This window comes from Pseudoxanthomonas sacheonensis, assembly GCF_010093305.1.
Classification (GTDB): Bacteria; Pseudomonadota; Gammaproteobacteria; order Xanthomonadales; family Xanthomonadaceae; genus Pseudoxanthomonas_A; species Pseudoxanthomonas_A sacheonensis.
The window spans coordinates 349,007-373,710 of record NZ_PDWS01000001.1 but is presented as its reverse complement, the minus strand read 5'-3'; the positions used below and the strand labels follow the sequence as shown (position 1 = coordinate 373,710).

General features: G+C 63.9%; 26 protein-coding genes. 19 read left to right on the top strand and 7 right to left on the bottom strand.

Annotated elements, in window-relative coordinates:
• Nucleotides 1-43: 43 nt before the first annotated feature.
• From CSC73_RS01655 to CSC73_RS01645, 3 genes are all read right to left on the bottom strand, one after another.
• Nucleotides 44-766 carry a glycine zipper 2TM domain-containing protein gene (locus tag CSC73_RS01655; RefSeq protein ID WP_163838716.1) on the bottom strand — a complete coding sequence of 241 codons (723 nt, stop codon included), beginning with the start codon at nt 764-766 and terminating at the stop codon, nt 44-46.
• Nucleotides 767-836: 70 nt separating this feature from the next.
• Nucleotides 837-1,529: an alpha/beta hydrolase gene (locus CSC73_RS01650; RefSeq protein ID WP_163838715.1), complete on the bottom strand. Its 693-nt coding sequence runs from the start codon at nt 1,527-1,529 to the stop codon at nt 837-839.
• Entirely contained in the window at nt 1,522-1,962 is a 441-nt protein-coding gene (locus CSC73_RS01645) for an OsmC family protein (protein WP_163838714.1), read from the bottom strand. Before CSC73_RS01645 ends, CSC73_RS01650 begins: the two co-directional genes overlap by 8 nt.
• 212 nt (nt 1,963-2,174) lie before the next feature.
• Between CSC73_RS01645 and fusA the strand changes: the two genes are divergently transcribed.
• From fusA to CSC73_RS01595, 10 genes are all read left to right on the top strand, one after another.
• The gene (gene fusA, locus CSC73_RS01640; protein ID WP_163838713.1) at nt 2,175-4,220 is read left to right on the top strand and encodes an elongation factor G; all 2,046 of its coding nucleotides are present in this window, start codon (nt 2,175-2,177) and stop codon (nt 4,218-4,220) included.
• Between the two features lie 168 nt (nt 4,221-4,388).
• Nucleotides 4,389-4,955, top strand: coding sequence for a pilin (locus CSC73_RS01635; RefSeq protein ID WP_163838712.1), 567 nt, complete (start codon nt 4,389-4,391; stop codon nt 4,953-4,955).
• A 255-nt stretch (nt 4,956-5,210) separates the two neighbouring features.
• The gene (locus CSC73_RS01630; RefSeq protein ID WP_093281965.1) at nt 5,211-5,600 is read left to right on the top strand and encodes an HU family DNA-binding protein; all 390 of its coding nucleotides are present in this window, start codon (nt 5,211-5,213) and stop codon (nt 5,598-5,600) included.
• Between the two features lie 235 nt (nt 5,601-5,835).
• Complete coding sequence (locus tag CSC73_RS01625; RefSeq protein WP_163838711.1) at nt 5,836-6,498, top strand: tellurite resistance TerB family protein; 663 nt, start codon at nt 5,836-5,838, stop codon at nt 6,496-6,498.
• A 10-nt stretch (nt 6,499-6,508) separates the two neighbouring features.
• Nucleotides 6,509-7,081, top strand: coding sequence for a M23 family metallopeptidase (locus CSC73_RS01620; protein WP_163838710.1), 573 nt, complete (start codon nt 6,509-6,511; stop codon nt 7,079-7,081).
• A gap of 107 nt (nt 7,082-7,188) precedes the next feature.
• Nucleotides 7,189-7,497, top strand: coding sequence for a DUF3861 domain-containing protein (locus CSC73_RS01615; protein WP_163838709.1), 309 nt, complete (start codon nt 7,189-7,191; stop codon nt 7,495-7,497).
• Between the two features lie 57 nt (nt 7,498-7,554).
• Nucleotides 7,555-8,127, top strand: a complete 573-nt coding sequence (locus CSC73_RS01610; protein ID WP_163838708.1) for a DUF2846 domain-containing protein — start codon at nt 7,555-7,557, stop codon at nt 8,125-8,127.
• A 28-nt stretch (nt 8,128-8,155) separates the two neighbouring features.
• Nucleotides 8,156-8,440 carry a helix-hairpin-helix domain-containing protein gene (locus CSC73_RS01605; RefSeq protein WP_163838707.1) on the top strand — a complete coding sequence of 95 codons (285 nt, stop codon included), beginning with the start codon at nt 8,156-8,158 and terminating at the stop codon, nt 8,438-8,440.
• A gap of 145 nt (nt 8,441-8,585) precedes the next feature.
• The gene (locus CSC73_RS01600; protein WP_163838706.1) at nt 8,586-9,176 is read left to right on the top strand and encodes a YceB family lipoprotein; all 591 of its coding nucleotides are present in this window, start codon (nt 8,586-8,588) and stop codon (nt 9,174-9,176) included.
• Nucleotides 9,163-9,711, top strand: a complete 549-nt coding sequence (locus CSC73_RS01595) for an RAD23 family protein (RefSeq protein WP_163838705.1) — start codon at nt 9,163-9,165, stop codon at nt 9,709-9,711. The genes CSC73_RS01600 and CSC73_RS01595 overlap by 14 nt, the downstream gene beginning before the upstream one ends.
• 165 nt (nt 9,712-9,876) lie before the next feature.
• Here CSC73_RS01595 and CSC73_RS01590 read toward each other — a convergent pair whose 3' ends face one another.
• From CSC73_RS01590 to CSC73_RS01575, 4 genes are all read right to left on the bottom strand, one after another.
• Nucleotides 9,877-12,102, bottom strand: a complete 2,226-nt coding sequence (locus CSC73_RS01590; protein ID WP_163838704.1) for a DUF5916 domain-containing protein — start codon at nt 12,100-12,102, stop codon at nt 9,877-9,879.
• A 109-nt stretch (nt 12,103-12,211) separates the two neighbouring features.
• Nucleotides 12,212-13,447, bottom strand: a complete 1,236-nt coding sequence (locus tag CSC73_RS01585; RefSeq protein ID WP_163838703.1) for a DUF3734 domain-containing protein — start codon at nt 13,445-13,447, stop codon at nt 12,212-12,214.
• Between the two features lie 197 nt (nt 13,448-13,644).
• Nucleotides 13,645-14,433, bottom strand: a complete 789-nt coding sequence (locus CSC73_RS01580; RefSeq protein WP_163838702.1) for a 3-hydroxybutyrate dehydrogenase — start codon at nt 14,431-14,433, stop codon at nt 13,645-13,647.
• An 83-nt stretch (nt 14,434-14,516) separates the two neighbouring features.
• Nucleotides 14,517-15,005, bottom strand: coding sequence for an SET domain-containing protein (locus tag CSC73_RS01575; RefSeq protein WP_163838701.1), 489 nt, complete (start codon nt 15,003-15,005; stop codon nt 14,517-14,519).
• 132 nt (nt 15,006-15,137) lie between these two features.
• On the opposite strand from CSC73_RS01575, the gene CSC73_RS01570 reads away from it, so the two are divergent.
• The 9 genes from CSC73_RS01570 (at nt 15,138) to CSC73_RS01530 (ending at nt 24,668) form a co-directional block, all read left to right on the top strand.
• Nucleotides 15,138-15,686, top strand: coding sequence for a c-type cytochrome (locus CSC73_RS01570; RefSeq protein WP_163838700.1), 549 nt, complete (start codon nt 15,138-15,140; stop codon nt 15,684-15,686).
• A gap of 70 nt (nt 15,687-15,756) precedes the next feature.
• Complete coding sequence (locus CSC73_RS01565) at nt 15,757-16,218, top strand: SUF system Fe-S cluster assembly regulator (RefSeq protein ID WP_163838699.1); 462 nt, start codon at nt 15,757-15,759, stop codon at nt 16,216-16,218.
• Nucleotides 16,219-16,294: 76 nt separating this feature from the next.
• Entirely contained in the window at nt 16,295-17,734 is a 1,440-nt protein-coding gene (gene sufB, locus CSC73_RS01560; RefSeq protein WP_163838794.1) for a Fe-S cluster assembly protein SufB, read from the top strand.
• 152 nt (nt 17,735-17,886) lie between these two features.
• A complete protein-coding gene (sufC, locus tag CSC73_RS01555; RefSeq protein WP_163838698.1) occupies nt 17,887-18,651 on the top strand; it encodes a Fe-S cluster assembly ATPase SufC in 765 nt (254 codons plus the stop codon).
• On the top strand, nt 18,651-19,913 hold the full coding sequence (sufD, locus tag CSC73_RS01550; protein ID WP_163838697.1) for a Fe-S cluster assembly protein SufD: 1,263 nt from the start codon (nt 18,651-18,653) through the stop codon (nt 19,911-19,913). Before sufC ends, sufD begins: the two co-directional genes overlap by 1 nt.
• 3 nt (nt 19,914-19,916) lie before the next feature.
• Nucleotides 19,917-21,167 (top strand): cysteine desulfurase, encoded by a 1,251-nt coding sequence (locus CSC73_RS01545; protein ID WP_163838696.1) that lies wholly within the window; start codon nt 19,917-19,919, stop codon nt 21,165-21,167.
• 40 nt (nt 21,168-21,207) lie between these two features.
• Nucleotides 21,208-21,747: a GNAT family N-acetyltransferase gene (locus CSC73_RS01540; protein WP_163838695.1), complete on the top strand. Its 540-nt coding sequence runs from the start codon at nt 21,208-21,210 to the stop codon at nt 21,745-21,747.
• Entirely contained in the window at nt 21,744-22,076 is a 333-nt protein-coding gene (locus CSC73_RS01535; RefSeq protein ID WP_163838694.1) for a non-heme iron oxygenase ferredoxin subunit, read from the top strand. The genes CSC73_RS01540 and CSC73_RS01535 overlap by 4 nt, the downstream gene beginning before the upstream one ends.
• A 228-nt stretch (nt 22,077-22,304) precedes the next feature.
• Nucleotides 22,305-24,668, top strand: coding sequence for a TonB-dependent receptor (locus tag CSC73_RS01530; RefSeq protein WP_163838693.1), 2,364 nt, complete (start codon nt 22,305-22,307; stop codon nt 24,666-24,668).
• Nucleotides 24,669-24,704: the final 36 nt, after the last annotated feature.

The following is a 24,704-nucleotide window of genomic DNA, read 5'->3' as shown; positions in this document are numbered from 1 at the left end:
GGAGCCTTGCGGCTCCTTTTCTTTTTTACTCAGAGCGGAACTCTTATTCCGCCTGCACATCCACCCGTACCCGGATGCGGTCGCCGGGGTGGTAATTGGTGCGCGTGTGGTAGGTGCGGTTTGCGTATTCGTAGGTCACGTCGTAGCCATTGAGGCTTTCGTCGTCGCCGTAACCGTCCCCGTAATAGCCATCGCGGCTGGTGACCGGCACCGGATCGCAGACGCGCACCGTACCGCGGCGCTGGTATTGGCGGTTGCGTTGCGAGCTGTCGTAGATGGACCGGCCGGCCATGCCGCCGACCATGGAACCCACCGCCGTACCGACATAACGCCCGCTGCCATCGCCGATCTTGCTGCCCAGCACCGCGCCCGCGATGCCGCCGATCACCGTCGCCACCGTGCGGCTGGTTTCGTTTCCGTTATTACGGTAACCATCGTCGCGGCCGTAGTAGCCATTGTCGCGGTCGTAGCGGTCGTCCCGATTGTAGTAGCCGTCGTTGCCCGTGTAGACATCATCGGCCTGACGGTAATAACACTGGCTCGACTGCTGCGAGCTACGGTTGCCATAGCCGGAGCCGATGACCGGATCCACCCGCAGCACCCGCGCGTAATCGTAGGTCGCGCCCTGCCCTTGATAGGAATCGGACGGGTACGACCCGGAACCGTAGTAGCCATCGTTCTGTCCGTAATAGCCGGACGACTGCGCGAAAGCGGTACCGGTAAAGGCAAGGCCTGCGGCTAGCAGGCCGGCGGAAAGGCGTTTCATCTGAGCAGGCTCCCAACGCCGAAGTGGCGCAGGCGCATCGTCGAGCCGGACGGGTGAAACAAGTCTGAACTCAGCCCGCCCGCCCGAGCCGGTTTAGCCATGCGACAGTTTGAGCGGCGACCGCTTGCGCCTGGCGGCCCAGCAAAGGCCCGACATGGCTGTTTGCAAGCGTTTCCAGCCGATCCGCCCGCCAGGCCTGCGTCCATTCGAGAATAATCTCCGGCGGAACATCCTCATCCTGCCTGGAAACCACGAACAGCGCAGGGCAATCGGGTTTTGCGACCTCCACGCCCGCATGCGCCTGGCTCAGCGCCTGGCCCGATTCGTCGCGCCACCGACGGAAAGCCCACAATGCGCTCGCGTCGTCCGCGTCCTGCATCGCCCGACGGGTGGAATGCAGCCGCGCGTTGCGTTGCCAGGGAACCACCGGATCCCATGAGCGCGCAGCCAGCCGCCTGTGCCATGGCGCAGGCGGCAATGGATTGACCAGTACCAAGGCGTCCGCGGTGCCGGCGCACATCGCGGCCAGCAATCCGCCCAGGCTGGCGCCTACCAATACGCGCGGGCGCTGCAAATCCTGCAGCGCCGACCGTACCTGTTCCGCGTAGTCCTGCAGTGCGGTAGCGGCCAATCCGTGCGTTGCGGGCCGCAACTCCAAAACCTGCGCCGCAATGGCGTGCGCCTCCAGCACGCCGCGCCACCGGTTCCATTCCCAGGCGCCGCCGCCGGCGCCGTGGATCAACAAAGCGTTCCAGTCACTCAACCAAGGTCGCTTCCAGGGTCACCGGTACGGCCAGCGCGCGCGAAACAACGCAGCCCGCCTTTGCCGCATGCGCGATCTCGTCGAATTTGGCGGCGTCGATGCCCGGCACTTTCGCCGACATGACCAGCTTCACTCCGGTCACGGTCGGGCCCGGATCGGCGCCGGGTTCCATCGAAACTTCGGCGCGCGTGTTGATGCTGTCGGCGGTGAAGCCTTCCTTCCCCAGCACCGCCGAAAGCGCCATGGTGAAGCAGCCGGCATGCGCGGCGGCCAGCAATTCTTCCGGGTTGGTGCCCTTCTCGTCACCGAAGCGCGTCTTGAAGGAGTAATTCTGCGCGGCGAACAATCCGCTCTGCGGCGTGCTCAGGTTGCCTTTTCCGGACATCAGGTCGCCGCTCCATGCCGCGTCGGCGAATCGTTTCAAGGCTGCCATTTCGTACTCCTGGGTTGGGGGAGCGCGAAGCTTACACCCGGCCCTGTTTACGGGCCGTACCGCAGTGCGACTTGACCGCCCAGCGCGCTGCCGCAATGCTGGCCGCCCGCCATGACCGCCCGCCGGGCGTCACGCTCCTCCCTCGTCCAGGACGCTCGGCCCGGACTGCCATGACGGCCCTTTACTCCACAACCTTTGGGAGGAACGGCCTCATGCCTTATTCGACAGCGCAAATCCGCAACGTGGCCTTGGCAGGCCACCCCGGCGCCGGCAAAACCACTTTGTTCGAAGCCCTGCTGCATGCCGGCGGCGCCCTGCAGACGGCAGGCACGATAGAACGCGGCAGCACTGTGTCCGATCACGATCCGATGGAAAAAGACCGCGGCCACTCCATGGACAGCGCCATCGCCAGCACGGATCACTCGGACATCCATGTCAATCTGATCGACACCCCCGGCTACCCGGATTTCCGCGGCCCCACCCTGTCGGCATTGGCCGCGGTGGAAACCGTGGCGATAGTGGTGGATGCCGACACCGGCGTCGGCTACGGCACGCGCCGCATGATGGAGCACGCCAAGGCGCGCAACCTTTGCCGGGTGATCCTGATCAACAAGATCGATCATCCCGGCGCCAAGCTCGGCGCCCTGCTGGACAACCTGCGCGAGACCTTCGGTCCCGAGGTGCTGCCCCTCAATCTCCCGGCCGAAGGCGGCAAGCGCGTGGTCGACTGTTTCTGGAAACCCTCCGGCGACAGCAACCTGGGCCCGGTCGCCGCCTGGCACCAGAAGATCATCGACCAGGTGGTCGAAGTGAACGAGACGGTGATGGACCGCTATCTGGACCAGGGCGAATCCGGACTGAAGGGCGAGGAACTGCACGATGCCTTCGAGCAGTGCCTGCGCGAAGGGCATCTGGTGCCGGTGTGCTTCGTGTCGGCGCGCAGCGGCGTCGGCGTCAGGGAACTGCTGGACATCGCCGAGAAACTGTTCCCGCACCCTGGCGAGGGCAATCCGCCGCCGTTCGTCAAAGGCAGCGGCGACAACGCGGCGTCGATCGAGGCCAAGCCCGACCCCGACGCGCACGTCATCGCCGATGTCTTCAAGATCGTCAACGATCCCTTCGTGGGCAAGCTGGGCATCTTCCGCGTGTACCAGGGCACCGTGCGCAGGGACACGCAGTTGTTCGTGGACGATGGCCGCAAGCCTTTCAAGGTCGCGCACCTGTACAAGATCAAGGGCAAGGACCATGTGGAGATCGACGAAGCCATCCCCGGCGACATCGCCGCGGTGGCCAAGATCGAGGACCTGCATTTCGACGCGGTGCTGCACGACAGCCACGACGAAGACGAAATCCGCCTGGCCCCGCTCGCCTTCCCCAAACCGATGTTCGGGCTGGCCATCGAAGCGACCCGCAAGGGCCAGGAACAGAAACTCGCCACCGCCCTGCACAGACTGGCGGAAGAAGACCCGTGTTTCCGCGTCGAACACGAATCGGAAACCAACGAGACCGTGATCCGCGGCCTGTCGGACCTGCACCTTCGCGTCAACCTGGACAGGCTGAAGGAGCGGCACGGCGTGGAAGTCACTTCGCGGCCGCCGCGCATCGCCTACCGCGAAACGATAGGAATAGCCGCCGAAGGCCATCACCGGCACAAGAAACAGACCGGCGGCGCGGGCCAGTTCGGCGAAGTCTTCCTGCGCATCGAACCGCTGCCGCGCGGCGGCGGCTTCGAGTTCGTCGATGCGGTCAAAGGCGGAACCATCCCCGGCCAGTACCTGCCGGCAGTCGAAAAAGGCGTGCGCCAGGTGCTGCAGGGCGGCGCCCTTGCCGGCTACCCCATCCAGGATGTGCGCGTAACCGTCTACGACGGCAAGCACCATGCGGTTGACAGCAAGGAGATCGCCTTCGTCGCCGCCGGCAAAAAAGCGTTTCTGGACGCCATCGGCAAGGCGCGGCCGCAAGTGCTGGAACCCATCGTGGACCTGGAGGTCAGCGCGCCCGAAGCCCAGGTGGGCGATATCACCGGCGGTCTTTCGTCCAAGCGCGCGCGCATCAACGGCACCGACACGGCACGTGGGGAGATCGTGGTGAAAGCGCAAGTGCCATTGTCGGAACTGGAAGGCTACGCGGCGGAACTGAAATCCGTAACCGCCGGCAAGGGCCGCTACCGCCTGGATTTCAGCCATTACGAGCCGGTGCCGGGGAATGTGCAGCAGAAGCTGGTGGAGTCCTACAAACCTAAGCACGAGGAGGACTGAAGCGCCCGCTTCTTGATAGCCTAAGAAGCGTAGCCCGGGTGGAGCGCGGCGATACCCGGGGGCTCTGCGATGGCGAGGAAAAGCCCCGGGCATCGCCGCGCTCCGCCCGGGCTACCAGTGATTGAAATCCTGATAGCTTTAAACCTTCCTCGCTCCGAAAGGCTTTCCATGAAGCAGTTGGCGATCTCCCTGTTCGGCACGCTTCTCGGCATAGGCCTGGCCCTGTTCCTGTACGACCACTTCATAGTCCAGCCCCGCGAAGCCAAGCGCGCCGAGGCAACCACTGTGAATTTTTCACAGGCGGCCGAGCAAGCGAAGAAAATCACGGCCAGCGTCGATGCCTCGGTCAAGCAAAGCATCGACAGCGCCCAGCAGGCATTCGAAGCGCAGGCTGCGGACCAGAACAAGCGCCGTATGGCGGTCGAAGCCATCGCGCAGACCCAGATGTACAAGGTGGCGCTGACCGAATCCTTCATGAGCAATGGCAAATGGCCCGCCAAGGCATCCGATGCTGGCCTGCAGCAGGTCAACGAGAAGGCGGGGGGTGCCATACGCGACATCTCCGTCGGCGATCACGGAACCATCACGGTTACCTTCGATGGCAACTTCGCCGAGGGCACCCTGTTCCAGCTCATTCCCCAGGCCGATTCCGACACCTACCAGGTACGTTGGCGATGCAGGACTTCCGGCGATCCGGACCTCAAGCGCTATCTGCCCGACTGTTCCCAGAGCTGAGTCGAGGCCCTGTAGGCGCTCAGAGCGACTTCGATTCCATCGTCAATACCCGCAATGCTGCAACCGCATACTTGCCGTCTCTCACACAAAACTTGCCGCCGAAGCCGGCCGGTTATCAGTTCATCGCAAAAAAATACATGAAAAAGGGTGTTTTTTATGCTTTTGGTATTGGCGTAGCCGAATAATTGCCCTACATTGCCCATGCCGACGTGGTCGGCCCGATTACCCACCTATTGACTGTAAAACAGGACATTTATGGCAACGAGCAAGAAAAAAGCCGCGCCCAAGAAGGCCGCCCCGAAGAAAGCCGCCGCTAAGCCGGCAGCACCCAAGCCCATCAAGGAAGCTCTGAGCAAGTCCGGTCTGGTAGCACACCTCGCCGAAGCCGCTAGCGTCGCTGCGAAGGACGTCCGCGCCATCCTGGCGTCGCTGGAACATGCGGTCGCCGGTTCGATCAGCAAGAAGGGCGCAGGTTCGTTCACCCTGCCCGGCCTGCTGAAGATCACCGCCGTCAACGTGCCGGCCAAGCCGAAGCGCAAGGGCATCAACCCGTTCACCAAGGAAGAGCAGTGGTTCGCCGCCAAGCCCGCTTCGGTGAAGGTCAAGGTTCGCCCGCTGAAGAAGCTGAAGGACGCCGCTGCCTGATCGCAGCGCTCCACGCAGTACCCGCTCGGGACGGCATTGCCGTCCCGAGTCGTTTCTGGCGCACGAAAAATCCGCAACGTAGGTCGGGGCTACGCCCCCGACTGCCTCGCTGCACGTCGGCCACATAGCGCCTTTCGAATTCGCGCCGACAACTCCATGCCATTGGTCACGCTTGACGATCCGCGAATGCGGCCGCAGTTATAAAAGACCGACCCCTACTCAGGAACCGCACGGAATGAAGATTCAGGGCTTTCTCGACCATCTGCTCAAATCCGCGCAAGGCAGCGGCAACGCAACCGGTGCTGCGCCCGCACAAGGCGGCCTGGGCGGCATGCTCAATGCCGATTTCGGCAAAGGCGCCCTGGCCGGCGGCGCGCTCGGCCTGTTGCTGGGCAAGAACAAGACCACGCGCAAGCTGGCCACTTATGGCGGACTGGCCGCGATCGGAGTGATGGCCTACAAGGCCTATGGCGACTACAAACAGCAGCAGGGCGGCTCCAGCGCCTCGGCGGAGCCGCAGACGGTCGACCGCCTGCCGCCGCCGCAAGTCGAATTGCACAGCCAAGCGATCCTCAAGGCGCTGGTGGCCGCCGCCAAGGCCGATGGCCATATCGATGCGCGCGAACGCCAGGTGATCGAGGGCGAGTTCACCCGCGTCAACCAGGACGCCGAACTGCAGCAATGGCTGCACGCGGAACTGGAGAAGCCGCTGGACCCTGCCGAAGTCGCGCGCGCCGCCAGCACCCCGGAAATCGCTTCCGAAATGTACCTCGCCAGCCTGATGGCAGCCGATGAGCAGAACTTCATGGAACGCGCTTACCTGGACGAACTGGCGCGCCAGCTGAAGCTGGACGACGCCTTGAAGCTGAGACTGGAACAGCAGATCAGGCAGGCCTGAACCCGCCGCCATGGCCGCATCGCGACCGAGCCGTAGCCCTGCAAGTGCGGCCAAGCGGCTTTTCGCATGGAGCGTTTTTATTCTGCTTGCGGCCTGGATCGCGTTCTGGTCGTGGCAGCAGCCCTTCATGTCCAAACCGCGCGCACTATGGGAACTGTCGCGGATGCCTCCGTCGGCCGCGCTGGCGCCGCCCGTCCAGGGCGTGCGCGCCTCACGCATCGCCGACACCTTCGGCGCGCCGCGCGGACGCGACCGCACCCATGCCGGCGTGGATGTCTTCGCCCCCCGCGGCACGCCGGTGCTCAGCGCGACGCGGGGCATCGTGGTGTCGGTGCGCGAGGGCGGGCTGGGCGGCAAACAGGTCTGGGTGTTCGGCCCCGGAGGCGAACGGCATTACTACGCGCACCTGGACGATTGGCGGGAAGGATTGGAAACCGGCGATCTGGTCGCGCCAGGCGATCCTTTGGGCAAGGTGGGCACCACCGGCAATGCGCGCGGAACGCCGCCCCACCTGCACTACGGCGTGTATGGAAAAGACGGCGCCCGCGACCCGCTGCCCCTGCTGAAGGCGTATGCCCGCTAAACCGCAGGGCGACCCGGTGGAACAGTCCATCGCGGTCGGGGGACTCGTTGCGCGGCGGCGGCGCACCTATCTTGTCTGGGCATTTCCGCGCTACCGAAGTCCGTGCCATGGCCAACAACTCCCACCGCTACCGCATCACCGTCACCCCCGTCGAGAGCGACGGCCTGCAATGCCTGGGCCGCTGCACGATCGAGTTCGAACACAGCTGCCATGACGACTGGATGCGCATTCTCGAAACGATGCAGCAGCAACGCGGCTTCAGCGGCGACGAACGCGCCGCCCTGATCGTGGGCACCAAACTGCTCAGCGGCTTGATGCTGAATCACCGCAACGACGCCGACGATGTGTTCGCGCCGCTGCGGCCGCACATGGGCGAGTTCATCAAAGGCCTGAAGCAGCTGAACACCGCCGCCTAGCCCGGCACACGCCGCGTCCTATATCCTTGCCGCCTACAGCATCGGCAAGGATCCGCTATGAACCTGGGGCGCGCTTCCCTACCCAAATACCTCGCCCTGTCGCTGGTCGGCGCTGTGGGCGGCTTCGTACTTATTTTCATGGCGCGCGGGTCGGGAAGCGAACGCTGGCTGATGATCGGATGCATTGCGATCCTGCTGGCGTTCCTGGCCTATGTGGTCTGGCTGCTGGCCTTCAAGAACAAGTCGACCCAAGTCGCCAGCGAGGCGCAGAAACAGGCCGCGCTGCAGTTCGCTCCATCGCCGGGCAAGGGCGTCATCTACGTGTACCGCAAACAATTGGTAGGACTGCTGGTCGGCTTGAACGTGGTGCTGGACGGAAAGCCGGTGGGCCAGACCCGCGGGCTCCGTTTCTACCGGCTGGAAGTGGAACCGGGCACGCACCTTCTCAGCGGCGACAAGAAATGCCCCGAATACCTGGAGGTGAATGTCGCGGCGGGCGAGATCGTCTACGTGGAACAGGAAATCACCATGGGGATGGTCAAAGGCGGCTATCGATACCACCGCATCGCCGATATTCCCAAGGCGCAACAAGCGATCTATGGCTGCAAGTTGCTGTTGGGCGCAAACTGATCGCCGCAGGACACCGGAGCATTCGTCGATGAAAGCAAAAGTCGCTTCCGAAGCCGTCAAGCTGCAGCACATACCCAACATCGGCCCGGCGATGGTCGAAGACTTCAAGATCCTGGGCATTACCCGGCCGGCCCAGCTGTCCGATGCCGATCCCTTCGCCCTGTACCAGCGCCTGTGCAGAATCACCGGCACGCGCCACGACCCCTGCGTACTGGACACTTTCATCAGCGCGGCGCGCTTCATGCAAGGCGAGCCTGCGCGCCCCTGGTGGCACTACACCGCAGAACGCAAGCAACGCCATCCAGATATCTAGAATGACCGCGCACGGCAGGCAAGACGTGGACGGAGACGGCCGGGAAATCGCCTTCGCGCCCAGGCGCCCGTCCTGGGTTGAAGCTGCGTTCACTCGGCGAAGCTATGGTGCGTACTGTCCATCGCCCGCTCCAGGAAAACCCGCAATGACTTTCCCCCTTGGCACCTACTTCAAGGCAGCTTGGCTGACGCTCCTGCTGGCCAGCGCGCCGGCGATGGCGCAAGCGCCAAGCAACGAAATAAGCGTCGCCGCGCCGCAGGTGCAGCAATACCTGGACAGCGCTTTCCCGCGCCAATACGAAGCCTTGGGCGGCCTGTTCACCCTGACCGCCCGCGACCCCAGACTCACCATTCCCGCATCGGGGGAACGCCTGCTGATGGCGTTCATGGCCAGCGCCGCATCAGCCGGCGGCAGCGATACGCCGGTGGGACGCATCGAGATGAGCAGCGGCCTGCGCTACGACCCGCAGGACTATGCGCTGTACCTGGACCAGCCCACCGTCGACGACGTGCGACCCGCTTCGCCGGACCAGCGCGTGGACGAGCAGACCCGCGTACTGCTCAACCTGTGGCTGGCCGATTACGCCCGCAAAGAACCTCTCTACAAGCTCGACCCCGCCCTGCTCGCGAATTTCGGCAGCGTGAAAGTGGAATCGGCGCGCATCGAGAACGGCCATATTGTGGTGCGTTTCAACCAACCCGTAGGCATGCCGGACTTGAGCGATGCGCAGGACTGATGCGCTTTTCCTCGCGCTGAGCCTGTGCGCGTGCGTGACGGCGTGCGCGCGAACCGAGCCGGCTGCTCCCACGTCGATGCCCGCGCAACAGGAAACAGCAGCGCCCTCCCCGGCGCCCGCGACTGAAACGACTCCGGCGATTGCGGTAGAAACCGGCGACGCGGCCACGCCCGCCGCGGCCCGGCAGGTAGTCGTGGACTATTACGCCGCCATCGATGCCGGCGACCATGCGAAAGCCTATGCGCTCTGGAGCGATGACGGTGCTGCCAGCGGACAGACTTTCGAACATTTCAGCGGCGGTTACGCCAATACCAAGTCCGTACGTGCCGCCGTGGGCGAACCCACCGACGAGGAAGGCGCTGCCGGTTCGCGCTATATCCAGGTGCCGGTGGAACTGAGCGCGCTTCAGCGCGATGGCAGCGAACGCCGTTACCGCGGCCGCTTCACCCTTCGTGCCGTGGTCGCCGATGGCGCCAGCGACGAGCAGCGGCGCTGGCACCTGGCTTCGGCAGAGATGCAACGTATAACGCAGTGATCGGCCAGCGAAGTCTGAACAACCCCGTTCCTGTCATCCCGAGCGCAGCGAGGGATCTGCTTCACCTCACGCGGCCCAAGCAGATCCCTCGCTGCGCTCGGGATGACATCCGAATTGTTCAGAGGCTCTTGGCGAAGTCGATCTCCGATAGGTCGCCGCTCCGTTTCATATTTCGAAGCGGTACGACAATTTCACCAGCAGCTGTTCGTCGTCGCGCAGATCGAAACTGTCGCCCAGCAATTCGCCCGTATCTTCCGAATACCCGTCCTGGCGATACCCGCCCCGACCGTAGACGATGTACAGGTAGGACAACGGCGCCAGTTCGTAGCGGTAGCGGATCTGGAAACCCAGGTTCTTCACGCTGAAATCATCCACCTTGTCGGCGCTGACGATGGCGTTCCCCGCCCCATCCACGAAGTAGGTCTGGCGCACGTTCGCATCCAGCGCGATCGCCTGCAGCTTGACCCGCAATTCCTGCTTGTTGCCGATGGTCCAGTCGAGCCCGGCGTTGAGATGGACCTCCCGCCCGTCGTAACTGCCCAATAGATTGCTGTTGCGGTTCCACACCAACCAGTCGGGCGTGTGGTCGGCGTAGATTCCCGCGGTCACGCGGAAAGCGTCGCTGATGAAATAGGTGGGCTCGTACTGCAGGCTGTAGCCGATCTTGGAATTGCCGGCCAGTCCGCCGGAATACAGTTCCATTTCCAGATCGTGCCCCCAGTTTCCCTTGCGCGGCCGCTCGTACTCGAAGAACGCATTGAAGTTGTTCGGCCGCTTGACCGAACCGTGGCCGCGGGTGATCAGGTCGTCGACGCCTGCGCCATTGATGTTGATCTGCGCGTATTCGTAGCTGCCGTCTCGCAACCGGCCTTCGCGGCTGACGCGGAACTGGTCGTTGAGTTTTTCGCCATGGTCGTTGTGGCTGCTGCTGGCCCGCCAACGCCATTCCTTGGACGAATAGCGCGAACTTTCCGGTTGGTCGGCAAAACGCTTGCGCACTTCCCAATGCAGATAGTTGGTGCTGTTGCGCGACAGGTAGCCGGCGTCGTTGATCTGCAGGTCGCTGCCGAAATGCATCGCGATCCATTGCTGGCGCCACCCATGGTCCATTTGGTAATCGGCCCAGAGCGTGCCGCCCAGATCGCGCGTGGTTTCGCCCGACGCTTCGATCTGGCTGCCGAACACACGAGTCTGCACGTTCCAACGCTGATTGGGCCGCCAGTTGTGGTCCACGCCCAGCACGGTGGCCTCGCGGTCCAGATACGGCCGATCCACCCGGGTCAGCATCATGCCCAGGTTCTGGCTGCCGAAGTCGCGCACCAGGCGCAAGGCACCGAACGAGCGCCCAGCGGCATCGGCCTCGTCGGCGAAGAACACGCCGTACTTGGTGGCGCCCAAACTGCCGTTGACCTTGACCGCGGCGGTGATGTCGCCGGAGCCGTCGCCATCGTCGGCCGGGCCGCCGACACGGCGCGTGTAAAGCAGCTGGCTGAAGTCCGAAGGCGTGGTGTATTCGAACAGGCCCTGGTTTTCGGTGAAGAACGGCCGCTTGTCGCTGACGAAGGTTTCGGTGGCGCCGAAGTTGACCACCAGGTCGTCGCTTTCCACTTGACCGAAATCGGGATTGATCGTCGCCGTCATCTGGAACTGGCCGTTCGGCTTCCAGAAGATATCGGCGCCGCCGTCGAAGTCGCTGCCCCGGCGCACATTGTCGTACAGGCCGGACACGTAGGGAGTGACCGTCAGCAACGACTGACTGTATTGCGCCACCTCCACCGCGACGAAATCCGACATGAAACGCGGAACCTCGAAGCTGGCCGCGGGCCACGCCGAACGCTCGCCGGTGGAGCCGATCACGCGATCCAGGTAGATCTTCAACGTACGCTTGTCGCCGTCGGCCTTGCGCATCGGCGCGATGTACCAGGGGATCAGCATCTCCACGGACCAGCTGTCGGCGTCTTCGCCGACCGCGTGCCGCCAATTGCCGTCCCAATCGTCGTTGAAGCTGTTCTCGTTGCTGATCACCGCATCGGCGATGCCGCCGGTCGAGGACACCGTGAAGTTGTAGCCGGTGCGGCCGTCGCCGTCGAAATCCACCATCAGGTTGACCCGGTCCACCTGTTCGTCGAAGTCGCGCTGCACGCGCTGGCGGGTGCGCGGCACGCCGGCCGGCTGCGTATTGCGGAAGCCGATCGCCAGCCCTTCGGGCGTGGCCAGGATCCAGGCTTCGGTCGGTTGCGATCCCGGCGTGCGGGTCAGCGGCTGGGTCATGCGGAAATCATCCACATGCTGGGCCCCGGCCCACTCCTGCGGGTCGATCCGGCCATCGATCTCCACCGCCATGGCTGGCATCGCCCATGCCAACAACCCCAAGGCCACTAATCTGCGCATCGATTCCTCCCGTCGAGGCGCGCAGGTTAGAGGGGCCGCCAATGGCGTGCCTCTCCCGTTAGTCATTGCAACCTTTTCTCCTCTTCCCGCATCACGCAGGAGAAGAGGGTCAGGCCGTGGCGTCGTGGGTGACGAAGGCGTTCTCGCCCTTGGGCAGCTCCAGCCATTCGGGATGCGCGAGCGCGCGGCCGATGTCGGCCAGTCCGGATTGCCAATGCTCGCGCATGGCAACCCGGCCGAACTGATAGTCCTTGAAATGGCCGAAGTGCGCGCGGTCGCGGTAAATGAGGTGGATGAGGCTGTAGCGGCGATTGCAAGCCAATTGCTCGGCGCGCTGGCACCATGGATTGTTCTCGCGCACTTCGGCGGGGATTTCTTCCAGCAGTTCGCGCAGCAAGCGCCGGTAATGCTGGCCGACGCGCTGCATGTCGGTGATGGTGCGGGTGCGGCTGGAATACTGGATTTCCTTCTCGCGCTCGGCCACGTCCAACAGGTTCTGCGGCAGCTCACCGCGCGCGCTCCACAGATCCACCTGGAAAATCAGGGAATCGCGGCGCGGCTCCGAATCGAACACCTGCGACAGCGGCGTGTTGGAAACCAACCCGCCATCCCAGAAATAACGCCCGTCTATCTCGACCGCCGGAAAAGCCGGCGGCAACGCGCCCGAGGCCAGGATGTGCCGCGCGTCCAGGCGCATGTGCGCGTTGTCGAAATATTCCAGGTTGCCGCTGGCCACGTCCACCGCGCCTACCGAAACCCGGATGCCACCGTCGTTGAGCCGGTCGAAATCGACCATGCGCTCCAGCGTCTCCACCATCGGCCGGGTGGTGTAGAAACTGGCGCCGGAGGGGCCGGGCGCGGCGAAAGGATCCTCGCCGAACCAGCTGCGCGGCTGGTAGAAACCGCGCTGCCCTTCCACCAGCGCCCGCCAGGCTTCCCAGACGTCGAGCCAGGCGCGCGAGTCTTCATCGATCTGGGCGAAGCGCGCTTCCTGTCCCAGCGTCGTCGCCGGCAGCAGGTACGGCTGGGAAATGGTCTCCCAGAATTCGCGTAACGCGTCCATGCGGCGCTCCGGCGGATTGCCGGCGATCAACGCGGTGTTGAACGCACCGATGGAAATGCCGGCGATCCAGTTCGGCACGATGCCCGCTTCATGCAGGCCCTGGTAAATGCCCGCCTGATAGGCGCCCAGTGCGCCGCCGCCCTGCAGGACCAGAGCGACGTTCTGCGGCGGAGCAGCTGCCGTTTTCTTCCCGCGTCCGCGCACCGACGCAGGCTTGATATTCGATTTTTGCGGCTCCCCGGCTACCTGTCTGGTCGCAGTCTTCGCACGTCGAGTTGCCATGCCTGTACTCCAATATCCCGTTCGCGGTGAGCCTGTCGAATATCGTTCGTGGTGAGCTTGTCGAACCACGCCCTTGGCGACATCCTTCAGTTCACGACAACTGGTTTTCCGCTCGAAAAGCGTGGTTCGACAGGCTCACCACGAACGGAGATCCATAAAGCTTTATTGTCTGAAAAACAGAGCGGAGACTTCCCGGCTCACTGCATGTACCAGCCGTGGCTGACCACCACGCTCTGCCCGGTCAGCGCATTGCTGGGGAATTCGCACAGGAACTTCACCGTCTGCGCCACGTCCTCCACCGTGGTGAAGATGCCGTCGACGGTCTGGCCCAGCATCACCTTCTTGACCACGTCTTCCTCGCTGATGCCCAGGGTCTTGGCCTGTTCGGGAATCTGCTTCTCCACCAGCGGGGTGCGTACGAAACCGGGACAGACCACGTTGGCGCGCACGCCGTGCTTGCCGCCTTCCTTCGCCAGCACCCGCGCCAGGCCCAGCAGCCCGTGCTTGGCGGTCACGTAGGCCGACTTCAGCGGCGAGGCTTCGTGCGAGTGCACCGAGCCCATGTAGATCACCACGCCGCCACGGTCGCCCTGGTACATGTGCGGCAGCACCGCCTTGGTGGTCAGGAAAGCGCCGTCCAGGTGGATGGCCAGCATCTTCTTCCAGTCGGAGTAGGCGTAATCCTCGATCGCATTGATGATCTGGATGCCGGCGTTGGAAATCAGAATATCGACCGGACCCAACTGCTCGACCGCGTGGGCGATGCCTGCGTTGACCGCGGCCTCGTCGGTGACGTCCATCGCCAGACCCATCGCCGTACCGCCAGCCAGGATGATCTCGTCGGCGACGGCCTGCGCGCCGGCCAGATTGAGATCGGCGATGGCGACCTTGGCGCCGGCCCTGGCCAGGGTGTGCGCGATTTCCTTGCCTATGCCGCTGGCCGCGCCGGTGACGACAGCGACCTTACCTTCGATGGGGGAACCCATGTATCGACTCCTGGAGGTGTGGGGGGTGACCGCCATAGTGTCGCAATCGGCGCGTTACAACATCGTACTTGCGTCCGATGCGTTCACTTTTCGGCGGTTGCGGCCTTGCGCTTGGGCTGCAGCATCGTCCCCGTGCACTTCTTCGACCCGCATCGGCATTCCCAGATCTTCTTCAGGCGCGCGGTGTGCGGTTCGTCCAGGGTTATGCCGTAGTTGTAGGTCAGCTCTTCGCCCGGCTTGATGTTGCGGATCGCCTCGATCAGCACGCGGTCCTTCTTGCGGTTCTTGCCTTCGTGTTCGTCGATCACAGCCTCGCAGTTGGGATCGCAGCTGTGGTTTATCCAGCGCGCCTTGTTGCCCTTGTGGTTGGCATCGATGACGTATTCGTCGTTGAGCGTGAAAAGGAAGGTGTGGCCGGATTCGACGTCGCCGGTATCGTCCTTGTCCACTTCGGCATGGGTGCGGCGCTTGCCTTTGTATTCGACGACTTGTTCGCCCTTCTTGATATTGGCGATGGCGAAAACGCCGTTGCCGTGGATGTCGGACTTGCGGGCTTCGATCTTGCGGGGCATGGGTAGTTCCAACGTGGGTTGCCCCCATTGTCGCCTGCGCGGCGCTTGATCGCCATGCATGGACGCGCGGGGTTGTCCTGTGCGGGTCGGTTGCTGCGTTCTGATGGCATCCCCGAACGGAGCCCATGCATCATGCGAGCCGGTATTTCCCTGTTGGTTTTCCTTTTTCCCTTGCTGACGGCTTGCCAGCCCGCCGCTGCCCCCAAGGGCGTCGTCGAACCCGCTGTCGACCTGCTGGCCAAGGGCGAATACCTGGTGAAGGTGGGTGGATGCAACGACTGCCACACGCCCGGCTACGCGCCCAGCGGCGGCAAACTGCCGAAGGAGCAATGGCTGACCGGCTCGAACCAGGGATTCATGGGCCCTTGGGGCACCACCTACGCCAGCAATTTGCGCCTGAGCCTGTCGAAGATGAGCGAGGCCCAATGGCTGGCTTACAGCGGCGCCTTCCACACCCGTCCGCCCATGCCCGACTTCACGGTCCGCGAGCTATCCGAAGAAGACCGTCGCGCCCTGTACCGCTTCATCGCTTCCCTGGGCCAGGCCGGACAGGCCGCGCCGGCCTATCTGCCGCCTGGCCAGCAACCGCCGCCACCCTACTTCCAGCTGGTGCTGCCCGCCGCTCCAGCGGAAGGCGCCAAGCCCGACGCACAGGCCGCCAAAACCGCCTCGCTTCCCTGAACAACCCCGGCTTGGCCGGGCGGACCATAAAGCGTACAATTTCGGTACGCTTTTGGAATCCGCCCTCGCCATGCTCCGCGTCACCAAGCTCACCGATTACGCCACCGTCGTGCTGACCGTGCTCGCCGCGCGGCCGGCCGACGTGCTGAGCGCGGCCGATCTGGCCGAAACCGCCGGGCTGGAAGCCCCTACCGTCAGCAAGCTGCTCAAGCCCCTGGCCCAGGCCGGGCTGGTCACCAGCTTGCGTGGCGTGCACGGCGGCTACCGCCTCAGCCGCGACGCCGCCGAAATCACCCTGATCGAGATCGTCGAGGCCATGGAAGGGCCGTTGGCGATGACCGAGTGCAGCCAGCACGAGAGCCATTGCGGCATCGCCCACCAGTGCGGCGTGCGCGCCAACTGGCGGCTGATCAACGACGTGGTCGCCGATGCCCTGCGCGGCGTGACCCTGGCGCAGATGCTGAAACCGCTCTCTTCCTCCTCCACCGACGCCACGCGACGCTCCATCGCCGTGCACGTCGCCACCAGTTAAGAACGCAGGCAGCCCCGTGGCCACCGAAGCAGCCCCTAACCAGGCAGGCCTTAATCAGGCAACCCCCACCAAGGCGATCCCGGCAAAGAACGCCGAAATCGTCGAGCAGCTTGGCCGCCGCTACGACGCCGGCTTCATTACCGATATCGAGTCCGACAGCTTCGAGCCCGGCCTGAGCGAGGACGTGGTTCGCGCTCTGTCGGTCAAGAAACAGGAGCCGCAGTGGATGACCGACTGGCGGCTGGCCGCCTATCGCCACTGGCTGACCATGCCGGTGCCGCATTGGGCGAAGTTGAACATCGCCCCGATCGACCTGCAGTCGGTCAGCTACTACTCCGCGCCAAAGGCCAAATACGCCTCGCTGGACGAAGTGCCGCAGGAACTGCTGGACACCTACGACAAGCTGGGCGTACCGCTGCACGAGCGCGCCAAGCTGGCGGGCGTGGCGGTGGATGCGGTATTCGATTCGGTCTCCGTGGGCACCACCTTCCGCAAGGAACTGGCCGAGAAGGGCATCATCTTCTGCTCCATGAGCGAAGCCGTGCGCGAACACCCGGAACTGGTGAAACAGTACCTGGGCAGCGTAGTGCCGACCGGCGACAACTATTTCGCCGCGCTCAACGCCGCGGTGTTCTCCGACGGCAGCTTCGTGTTCATCCCCAAGGGCGTGCGCTGCCCGATGGAACTGAGCACTTATTTCCGCATCAACTCCGGCCACACCGGCCAGTTCGAGCGCACGCTGATCATCGCCGAGGACAAATCGTACGTGTCCTATCTGGAAGGCTGCACCGCGCCCATGCGCGACGAGAACCAGCTGCACGCCGCGGTGGTGGAGCTGGTGGCGCTGGAAGACGCGGAAATCAAATACTCCACCGTGCAGAACTGGTACCCCGGCGACGAAAACGGCAAGGGCGGCATCTACAACTTCGTCACCAAGCGCGCCGAATGCCGTGGCGCGCGCAGCAAGGTCAGCTGGACGCAGGTGGAAACCGGTTCGGCCATCACCTGGAAATACCCCAGCTGCGTGCTGTTGGGCGACGACTCGACCGGCGAATTCCATTCCGTCGCCCTCACCCACCACCGCCAGCAGGCCGACACCGGCACCAAGATGATCCACATCGGCAAGAACACCAAGTCGAAGATCGTCAGCAAGGGCATCAGCGCCGGCCGCGGACAGAACAGCTACCGCGGCCTGGTCAAGGTGGAGAAATCCGCCGCCGGCGCGCGCAACTACACCCAATGCGACAGCCTGCTGATCGGCAAGAAGTGCGGCGCCCACACCTTCCCCTACATCGAAGTGAAGCACCCCGACGCCATCGTCGAACACGAAGCGACCACTTCCAAGATCTCCGACGACCAGATGTTCTATTGCCGTGCACGCGGCATCAGCCAGGAAGATGCGGTCTCGCTGATCGTCGATGGCTTTTGCAAGCAGGTGTTCCGCGAGCTGCCGATGGAGTTCGCGGTGGAGGCGAAGAAACTGCTGGAAGTGAGCCTTGAGGGCTCGGTGGGTTGACGTTGTTGTTCCCTTCTCCTGCGGGAGAAGGTGCCCGAAGGGCGGATGAGGGTACGAAGAAGCCAGCGGCGTCCGAACCGTCATGGACTTCGCCGAACCCTCACCCCAACCCCTCTCCCGCTGGGAGAGGGGCTCAATCACTGGAAACCGAAATGCTGAAAATAGAAAACCTCCACGCCCGCGTCGCCGGCAAAGAAATCCTCAAAGGCCTCTCGCTGGAAGTGAAACCCGGCCAAGTACACGCGCTGATGGGTCCCAACGGCGCCGGCAAGTCCACGTTGGGCAACATCCTGGCGGGGCGCGAAGGCTACGAAGTCACCGAGGGCTCGGTGACCTATCGAGGAAACGACCTGCTGGATCTGGCGCCGGAACAACGCGCCGCCGCTGGCGTGTTCCTGGCCTTCCAGTACCCGGTCGAGATTCCCGGCGTCAACAACACCTATTTTCTGCGCGCCGCGCTCAACGCGCAGCGCAAGGCCCGTGGCGAAAGCGAGCTGGATTCGATGCAGTTCCTCAAGCTGGTGCGCGAAAAACTGGCGGTGCTGCACCTGAAGGACGAACTGCTGCACCGCGGCGTCAACGAAGGTTTCAGCGGCGGCGAGAAAAAGCGCAACGAGATCTTCCAACTCGCGGTGCTTGAGCCGAAGCTGGCGATCCTGGACGAAACCGACAGCGGCCTGGACATCGACGCGCTGAAGAACGTCGCCGAGGGCGTCAACGCGCTGCGCTCGCCGGACCGCGCCTTCCTGGTCATCACCCACTACCAGCGGCTGCTCGACTACATCAAGCCGGACGTAGTCCACGTGCTGTCCGATGGCCGTATCGTCGAAAGCGGCGGACCGGAACTGGCGCTGGAACTGGAAGCGCATGGTTATGCGTGGCTGAAAGACCGGGTCACTCCGGAGAAGGCGGCCTGATGAGCGCCCTCCTCGACTCGCTCGCCAGCGGTTTCCACGGCGACGCTGCGCGGCGCGCAGTGCTGGACGACGTCTTGCGCGACGGCCTGCCCGGCCCGCGCAGCGAGGCGTGGAAGTACACCTCGCTGCGCGCGTTGGAGCGGCGCGGTTTCGCCATGGTGGAGTCGGCGCCGGAAATCGGCATCGAAATGCTGGCCGGCATGCCGTCGCCACGCATCGTCTTCGTCAATGGCCTGTATTCTCCGGTCCTGTCGGCGACCGACGAGTTACCGCGCGGTGTCAGCCTGCAACTGCTGTCCGAAGTGCTCGCGGCAGGCACAGATACCGCCCGGTTCCTGGCCCGCCGCTTCGAACGCCACGACGAGATCTTCGCGCGCCTCAATGCCGCATTGGCCAGCGAAGGCGTGCTGCTCCGCGCCGAGGCCGGCGTCGACACCGCAAAGCCCTTGCATCTGGTCTTCATCGGCGCCGACGACGGCGCCGACCGCGCCTGGCACCTGCGCAATCTCATCGAGCTGCGCGAAGAGGCGAAGCTTTCGCTGGTCGAACACCATCTGGCCAGCGGCGCGCACGCGCATTTCGCCAATTCGCTGACCCACGTGCATCTGGCGCGCGGCGCCGCACTAGACCACGCGCGCATCCAGCACGAGAGCGAGCGCGCCACTTCGTTCCTGCGTACCGATGCCGTGCTCGGCCGCGACACCCAATACCGACGCACCGATCTCGAACTGGGCGCCGCGCTTTCCCGCCACGAACTCAACGTGCGCCTGGAAGGCGACAACGCGCGGCTGACCGCCAATGGCGTACTGCTGGCCGGCGGCAAGCGCCATGTCGACACGCGCCTGGGCATAGAGCACATCGCACGCGACACCTCCTGCGAACTGACCTGGCGCGGCTTGGGCACCGGCCGCGGCCGCGCCGTTTTCCATGGCGGCATATTGATCCGCGAAGGCGCCGACGGCAGCGACGCCATGCTTTCCAACAAGAACCTGCTGTTGTCCGAAGGCGCGGAAATAGATACCCAGCCGGTGCTGGAGATCCACGCCGATGAAGTCAAGGCCGCGCACGGCGCCACGGTGGGCCGCCTGGATGCCAACGCCTTGTTCTATCTGCGCTCGCGCGGCCTGCCGGAGGACCTGGCGCAACAACTGCTCACCGCTGCGTTCTGCCGCGAACCACTGATGCAGATCTCCGATGCTACGGTGGCGGCGCTGCTGACCGCGCAGCTGGACCACGCCTTGACGACTGCCGGAGTGACCTGAGCCATGAACGCTCCGCATACCGCTACGGCAACGGCTTCCCGCCCCGATTGGGAAAGCATCCGCTCCGACTTCCCGCTGCTCGCGCGCGAAGTCCACGGCAAGCCGCTGATCTACCTGGACAGCGCCAACACCGGCCAGAAGCCGGCTTCGGTGATCGAGACGGTGGACGATTTCTATCGCCGCCATAACGCCAACGTCAGCCGGGCCGTGCATACCCTGGGCACCGAAGCGACCGACGCCTACGAAGGCGCGCGCAGCAAGCTGGCCCGCTTCCTCAACGTGCGCGCCAACGAACTGGTGCTGTGCAGCGGCACCACCTTCGCGATCAACCTGGTGGCCTATTCGTGGGCGTTGCCGCGGCTGAAGGCCGGAGACACCATTCTGGTATCGCGCATGGAGCACCATGCCAACATCGTGCCGTGGCAGCTCGTCGCCGAGCGGACCGGCGCCAGCATCAAGGTCGCCGAATTGACCGTGGACGGAAGCCTGGATTTGCCGGCGCTGCATGCGGCGATGACCGCCGATGTGAAGCTGCTGGCGCTGACGCATGTCTCCAATGTGCTGGGCACCGTGAACCCGGTTCGCGAGATCTGCCGCGAGGCCCGCAAACGCGGCATCGTGACGGTCATCGACGGCTCCCAGGCCGCGCCCCACCGCGCCCTGGACGTGGCCGCGATCGGTTGCGATTTCTACGCCATCACCGGCCACAAGATGTGCGGCCCCACCGGCACCGGCGCTTTGTGGGCCAGGCGCGAGCATCTGCAGGCGATGCCTCCGTTCATCGGCGGCGGCGAGATGATCCGCGAGGTCAGTTTCGAAGGCACCGTGTTCAACGACGCTCCGCACAAGTTCGAGGCCGGCACGCCCAACATCGCCGGCTTCATCGGACTGGGCGCCGCGGTGGACTACCTGCAATCGGTCGGCATGGCGCATATCGAGGCGCGGGAAGGCGAATTGCTCGCCCACGCGACCGAAGAGTTGCTGAAGGTGGACGGCCTGCGCATCTTCGGGCGCGCGCCGGGCAAGGCGGCGGTGATCTCGTTCCTGATCGAAGGCGCGCACGCGCACGACCTGGCCACCCTGCTGGATCTGGAGGGCGTCGCCATCCGTTCCGGCCAGCATTGCGCGCATCCCCTGCTGCAATCCCTGGGGGTCGCCGCCACCTGCCGCGCCTCGCTGGCGTTCTACAACACGCACGACGAAGTCGAGCGGTTCGTGGCCGCGCTGAAGAAGGCGCGCAGCCTGCTGGCCTGATCGCTCCTACGCCGTATCGGAAAGCGGATAAAATTCCGCCATGACCGAACTTACCTTCCGCACCGCGACGCTCGCGGACATAGACGCCCTGGTTCTGCTGGTGACTTCCGCCTACCGGGGCGACGCCAGCAAGCAGGGCTGGACCACCGAAGCCGACATGCTGGATGGGCAGCGCATCGACCCCGCCGTGCTGCGCAAGGACATCGAACGCGAGCGCAGCTTGATCATCATCGCCGAGCGCGAAGCGCAATTGCTGGCTTGCGCGCACGTGGCCGAGGAAAACGGCGCCGGCTACTTCGGCATGTTCTCTGTCAAACCCGACCTGCAGGGCGGCGGCGTGGGCAAGCTGTTGCTGGCCGAGACCGAGCGCATCGCGCGCGAAGAGTGGCGGCTGTCGGCGATGCGCATGACCGTGATCGATATCCGCGACGAGTTGATCGCCTTCTACGAGCGCCGCGGCTACCGCCGCACCGGCATCACCAAGCCCTTCCCTTACGGCGACGAGCGTTTTGGCATTCCCAAACGCGACGATCTGCGCTTCGAAATACTGGAGAAGGTTTTCGGCGGAGAAGGAGCGTGAGCGAGACCTGGACCTTCGTCTGCGCCGTCAGCGAGCTGCTTCCTGGGGAAATGAAGACCGCCTGGGATGAAGTGACTTCGGTGCCGATCGTGGTGTTCAACTACGACGGCGAGTATTACGCGCTGGAAGACAAATGCAGCCACGAGGATTTCGAACTCTCCGCGGGCAGCTTCGATGCGGAGGAAGCCACCATCGAGTGCGTGCTGCATGGCGCGCGCTTCGACGTCCGCAACGGCATGCCGCTGTGCGCGCCGGCCTATACGGGCGTAGCCAAATTCCCGGTCAAGCAGGAGCACGGCGCTCTCTGGACCCGCGACGACCGCGAATAAACGACGCCGCTACAAACCGTGGGGTATTTCCAGTGTAGGGCGGGCATTGCCCGCCGAGCTCTTGGCGAATCAATACCTGTGCCCTACGCCATATGTTTGCGTCGCAAGCGGCTGGGAATCGAAGCATCCGGGTGGAGGTGAAATTGTAAAGAAATGGTTGTAAGCGCGAATCATTCTCATTAACATTGTCGCTTGACCGGGGCAAAGCCCCAATACATCGAGCCGAGAATGAACCCCACGCTGCGCCTCTCCCCCCTTTCCGCCGCCCTGCTGCTGGTGATTTCCACCCCGGCCCTTGCCGATCTGGCGCCCGACAAGACCGCCACGCAGCTGGATGCCGTCGAGGTCAAGGGAAGCAAGATCGACAAACCCTCCTCGCCGAAATACACCGAGGCGCTGCTCGATACCCCCCAGACCATCACCGTGGTCAACAAGGCGACGATGGACCAGCAAGGCCTGATCGGCCTGCGCGACGTGCTCAGCACCCTGCCCGGCATCACCTTCGGCGCGGGCGAAGGCGGTGGCGGCTACGGCGACAGCATCAACCTGCGCGGCTTCACCGCCAACAGCGACATCACCACCGACGGTGTGCGCGACAGCGCGCAGTACACGCGCACGGACAACTTCAATCTGGAATCGATCGAGCTGGTGAATGGCGCCAACTCGGTCTATTCGGGCGCCGGTTCCGTAGGCGGCAGCATCAACCTGGTCAGCAAGGCCGCGCAAGAAGTCGATTCGCATGTCTTTACCCTCGGCGGCGGCACCGACGGCTACGGACGCGTCACCGCCGACAGCAACTTCGACCTGGACAACGGGGTCGCCGTGCGCCTCAACGCGATGGCCCATCAGAACGATGTACCGGGCCGGGACTACGAAGAGTTCGAGCGCTGGGGCTTCGCGCCGTCGGTGGCGTTCGGCCTGGGTTCGGACACCCGCTTCACTCTGAGCTACTTCCACCAGAGCGACGAAAACACGCCGCAATACGGTGTGCCTTACTATCGTAATGCGTTCTACGACGGCCCGTTGCCCGGCGTGGACTCCAGCAACTATTACGGCTACCACAACGTGGACAAGCAGGAAATCGATGTGGACATGCTGACAGGCGTGTTCGAGCACGATTTCAACGAACAGGTGACGCTACGCAGCTTGGCGCGCTACCAGAAGGTGGATCAGGTCTCCACGGTCGACGCCACCCAGGGTACCTGGTGCATGCCGAACAACCTGACTCCGACCGGGGCTTCCTGCACGATCGGAACTGGAGCTGCCCGAATTGTCGTTCCCGTCGGCCAGTACATGCCAACCGGTCCGCGTGGTTACGTACGCGACACCAGCAACGCCATTTCCATCAGCCAGACCGATCTGACCGCGCGGTTCAACACCGGTTCGATCGAGCATGCACTGGTCGCCGGCGTGTCGTTCTCGCAGGAGACCTTCGACCTGGACACCAGCAATCTGTTCCGCAATGCGGACGGCAGCAATCCTTACCTTGCGCCGAACCATCTGCCGTTCATGGATATCTCCAATCCGGATTCGCTCTACACCGGTCCCACCAACAAGACCCTGGTCGGACGCACCGCCGGTACGTTGAGCAACCAGGCCGTGTACGTGTTCGATACCTTGAAGTTCAACGAGAAGCTGTCGCTGAACCTCGGCGCACGCTACGAACACAATGAGGGCGACACCACCACTTGGGCGGTGACCACGACAGCAGGCCCGGCGGGTCCGATCGGCACGGTGACCGGCAAGAGCGGACAGTTCGACAATGAGGACGATCTGTTCTCCTATCGCGCCGGCTTGGTGTTCAAGCCGGTGCAGAACGGCACGGTCTACCTTGCCTACGCCAACTCGAAGACTCCGTCCAAGGCCTCGGTCAACGGCGCGTGTACGGTGGCGACCTGCGAAGTCGACCCGGAAACCGCGGTCAACATCGAACTGGGCACCAAGTGGGAGCTGCTGGACAGCCGTCTGGCGCTCACCGCCGCCCTGTTCCGCAACGAACGGGAGAACTACAAGGTCGCCGATCCGGGCAATCCAGCCAATCCCACCGGCGAGCAGCAACTCGACGGCAAGGCGCGCGTGCAAGGATTGGCCTTGGGCGTGGCCGGCAACATCACCCGCGAATGGTCGGTGTTCGCCAACTACACCTACCTCGACAGCGAAGTGCTGAGCGGCGTTTCGGAATTCTGCCGCCAGAATCCCAGCCCGGCTTGCGTCAATTCCGCCGCCGAACCCGACCCGTTGAAGGGCAATCCGCTGACCAATACGCCGAAGCACTCGGCCAGTTTGTGGACGACATACCACCTAAACGACTGGATCTTCGGTTACGGCGCAACCTACCAGGGCGAGTTCTACCTCAATAACAGCGATATCGTGGTCACCAACAACGTGGCTACGCAAACCGCGCTGTTCAAGACTCCCGACTACTGGACCCACCGCGCCATGATCGGCTACCAGATCAACGACAGCATCGGCCTGCAGTTGAACGTCAACAATCTGTTCGACGAGGAGTACTACACGCGTATCCGCAACAACGGTTGGGCGACTCCGGGCGAAGGCCGTTCGGCGGTGCTGACGGCCACCTTCAAGTTCTGACCGGCGGCTCGCAACACACTACGGCCCCGCCCATGC

Excerpts from the sequence above, each read along its gene's own strand:
- CSC73_RS01655 (WP_163838716.1), bottom strand. The coding sequence starts at position 766 with ATGAAACGCCTTTCCGCCGGCCTGCTAGCCGCAGGCCTTGCCTTTACC.
- CSC73_RS01645 (WP_163838714.1), bottom strand. The coding sequence starts at position 1,962 with ATGGCAGCCTTGAAACGATTCGCCGACGCGGCATGGAGCGGCGACCTG.
- fusA (WP_163838713.1), top strand. The coding sequence starts at position 2,175 with ATGCCTTATTCGACAGCGCAAATCCGCAACGTGGCCTTGGCAGGCCAC.
- CSC73_RS01635 (WP_163838712.1), top strand. The coding sequence starts at position 4,389 with ATGAAGCAGTTGGCGATCTCCCTGTTCGGCACGCTTCTCGGCATAGGC.
- CSC73_RS01630 (WP_093281965.1), top strand. The coding sequence starts at position 5,211 with ATGGCAACGAGCAAGAAAAAAGCCGCGCCCAAGAAGGCCGCCCCGAAG.
- CSC73_RS01625 (WP_163838711.1), top strand. The coding sequence starts at position 5,836 with ATGAAGATTCAGGGCTTTCTCGACCATCTGCTCAAATCCGCGCAAGGC.
- CSC73_RS01620 (WP_163838710.1), top strand. The coding sequence starts at position 6,509 with ATGGCCGCATCGCGACCGAGCCGTAGCCCTGCAAGTGCGGCCAAGCGG.
- CSC73_RS01615 (WP_163838709.1), top strand. The coding sequence starts at position 7,189 with ATGGCCAACAACTCCCACCGCTACCGCATCACCGTCACCCCCGTCGAG.
- CSC73_RS01610 (WP_163838708.1), top strand. The coding sequence starts at position 7,555 with ATGAACCTGGGGCGCGCTTCCCTACCCAAATACCTCGCCCTGTCGCTG.
- CSC73_RS01605 (WP_163838707.1), top strand. The coding sequence starts at position 8,156 with ATGAAAGCAAAAGTCGCTTCCGAAGCCGTCAAGCTGCAGCACATACCC.
- CSC73_RS01600 (WP_163838706.1), top strand. The coding sequence starts at position 8,586 with ATGACTTTCCCCCTTGGCACCTACTTCAAGGCAGCTTGGCTGACGCTC.
- CSC73_RS01595 (WP_163838705.1), top strand. The coding sequence starts at position 9,163 with ATGCGCAGGACTGATGCGCTTTTCCTCGCGCTGAGCCTGTGCGCGTGC.
- CSC73_RS01590 (WP_163838704.1), bottom strand. The coding sequence starts at position 12,102 with ATGCGCAGATTAGTGGCCTTGGGGTTGTTGGCATGGGCGATGCCAGCC.
- CSC73_RS01585 (WP_163838703.1), bottom strand. The coding sequence starts at position 13,447 with ATGGCAACTCGACGTGCGAAGACTGCGACCAGACAGGTAGCCGGGGAG.
- CSC73_RS01580 (WP_163838702.1), bottom strand. The coding sequence starts at position 14,433 with ATGGGTTCCCCCATCGAAGGTAAGGTCGCTGTCGTCACCGGCGCGGCC.
- CSC73_RS01575 (WP_163838701.1), bottom strand. The coding sequence starts at position 15,005 with ATGCCCCGCAAGATCGAAGCCCGCAAGTCCGACATCCACGGCAACGGC.
- CSC73_RS01570 (WP_163838700.1), top strand. The coding sequence starts at position 15,138 with ATGCGAGCCGGTATTTCCCTGTTGGTTTTCCTTTTTCCCTTGCTGACG.
- CSC73_RS01565 (WP_163838699.1), top strand. The coding sequence starts at position 15,757 with ATGCTCCGCGTCACCAAGCTCACCGATTACGCCACCGTCGTGCTGACC.
- sufC (WP_163838698.1), top strand. The coding sequence starts at position 17,887 with ATGCTGAAAATAGAAAACCTCCACGCCCGCGTCGCCGGCAAAGAAATC.
- sufD (WP_163838697.1), top strand. The coding sequence starts at position 18,651 with ATGAGCGCCCTCCTCGACTCGCTCGCCAGCGGTTTCCACGGCGACGCT.
- CSC73_RS01545 (WP_163838696.1), top strand. The coding sequence starts at position 19,917 with ATGAACGCTCCGCATACCGCTACGGCAACGGCTTCCCGCCCCGATTGG.
- CSC73_RS01540 (WP_163838695.1), top strand. The coding sequence starts at position 21,208 with ATGACCGAACTTACCTTCCGCACCGCGACGCTCGCGGACATAGACGCC.
- CSC73_RS01530 (WP_163838693.1), top strand. The coding sequence starts at position 22,305 with ATGAACCCCACGCTGCGCCTCTCCCCCCTTTCCGCCGCCCTGCTGCTG.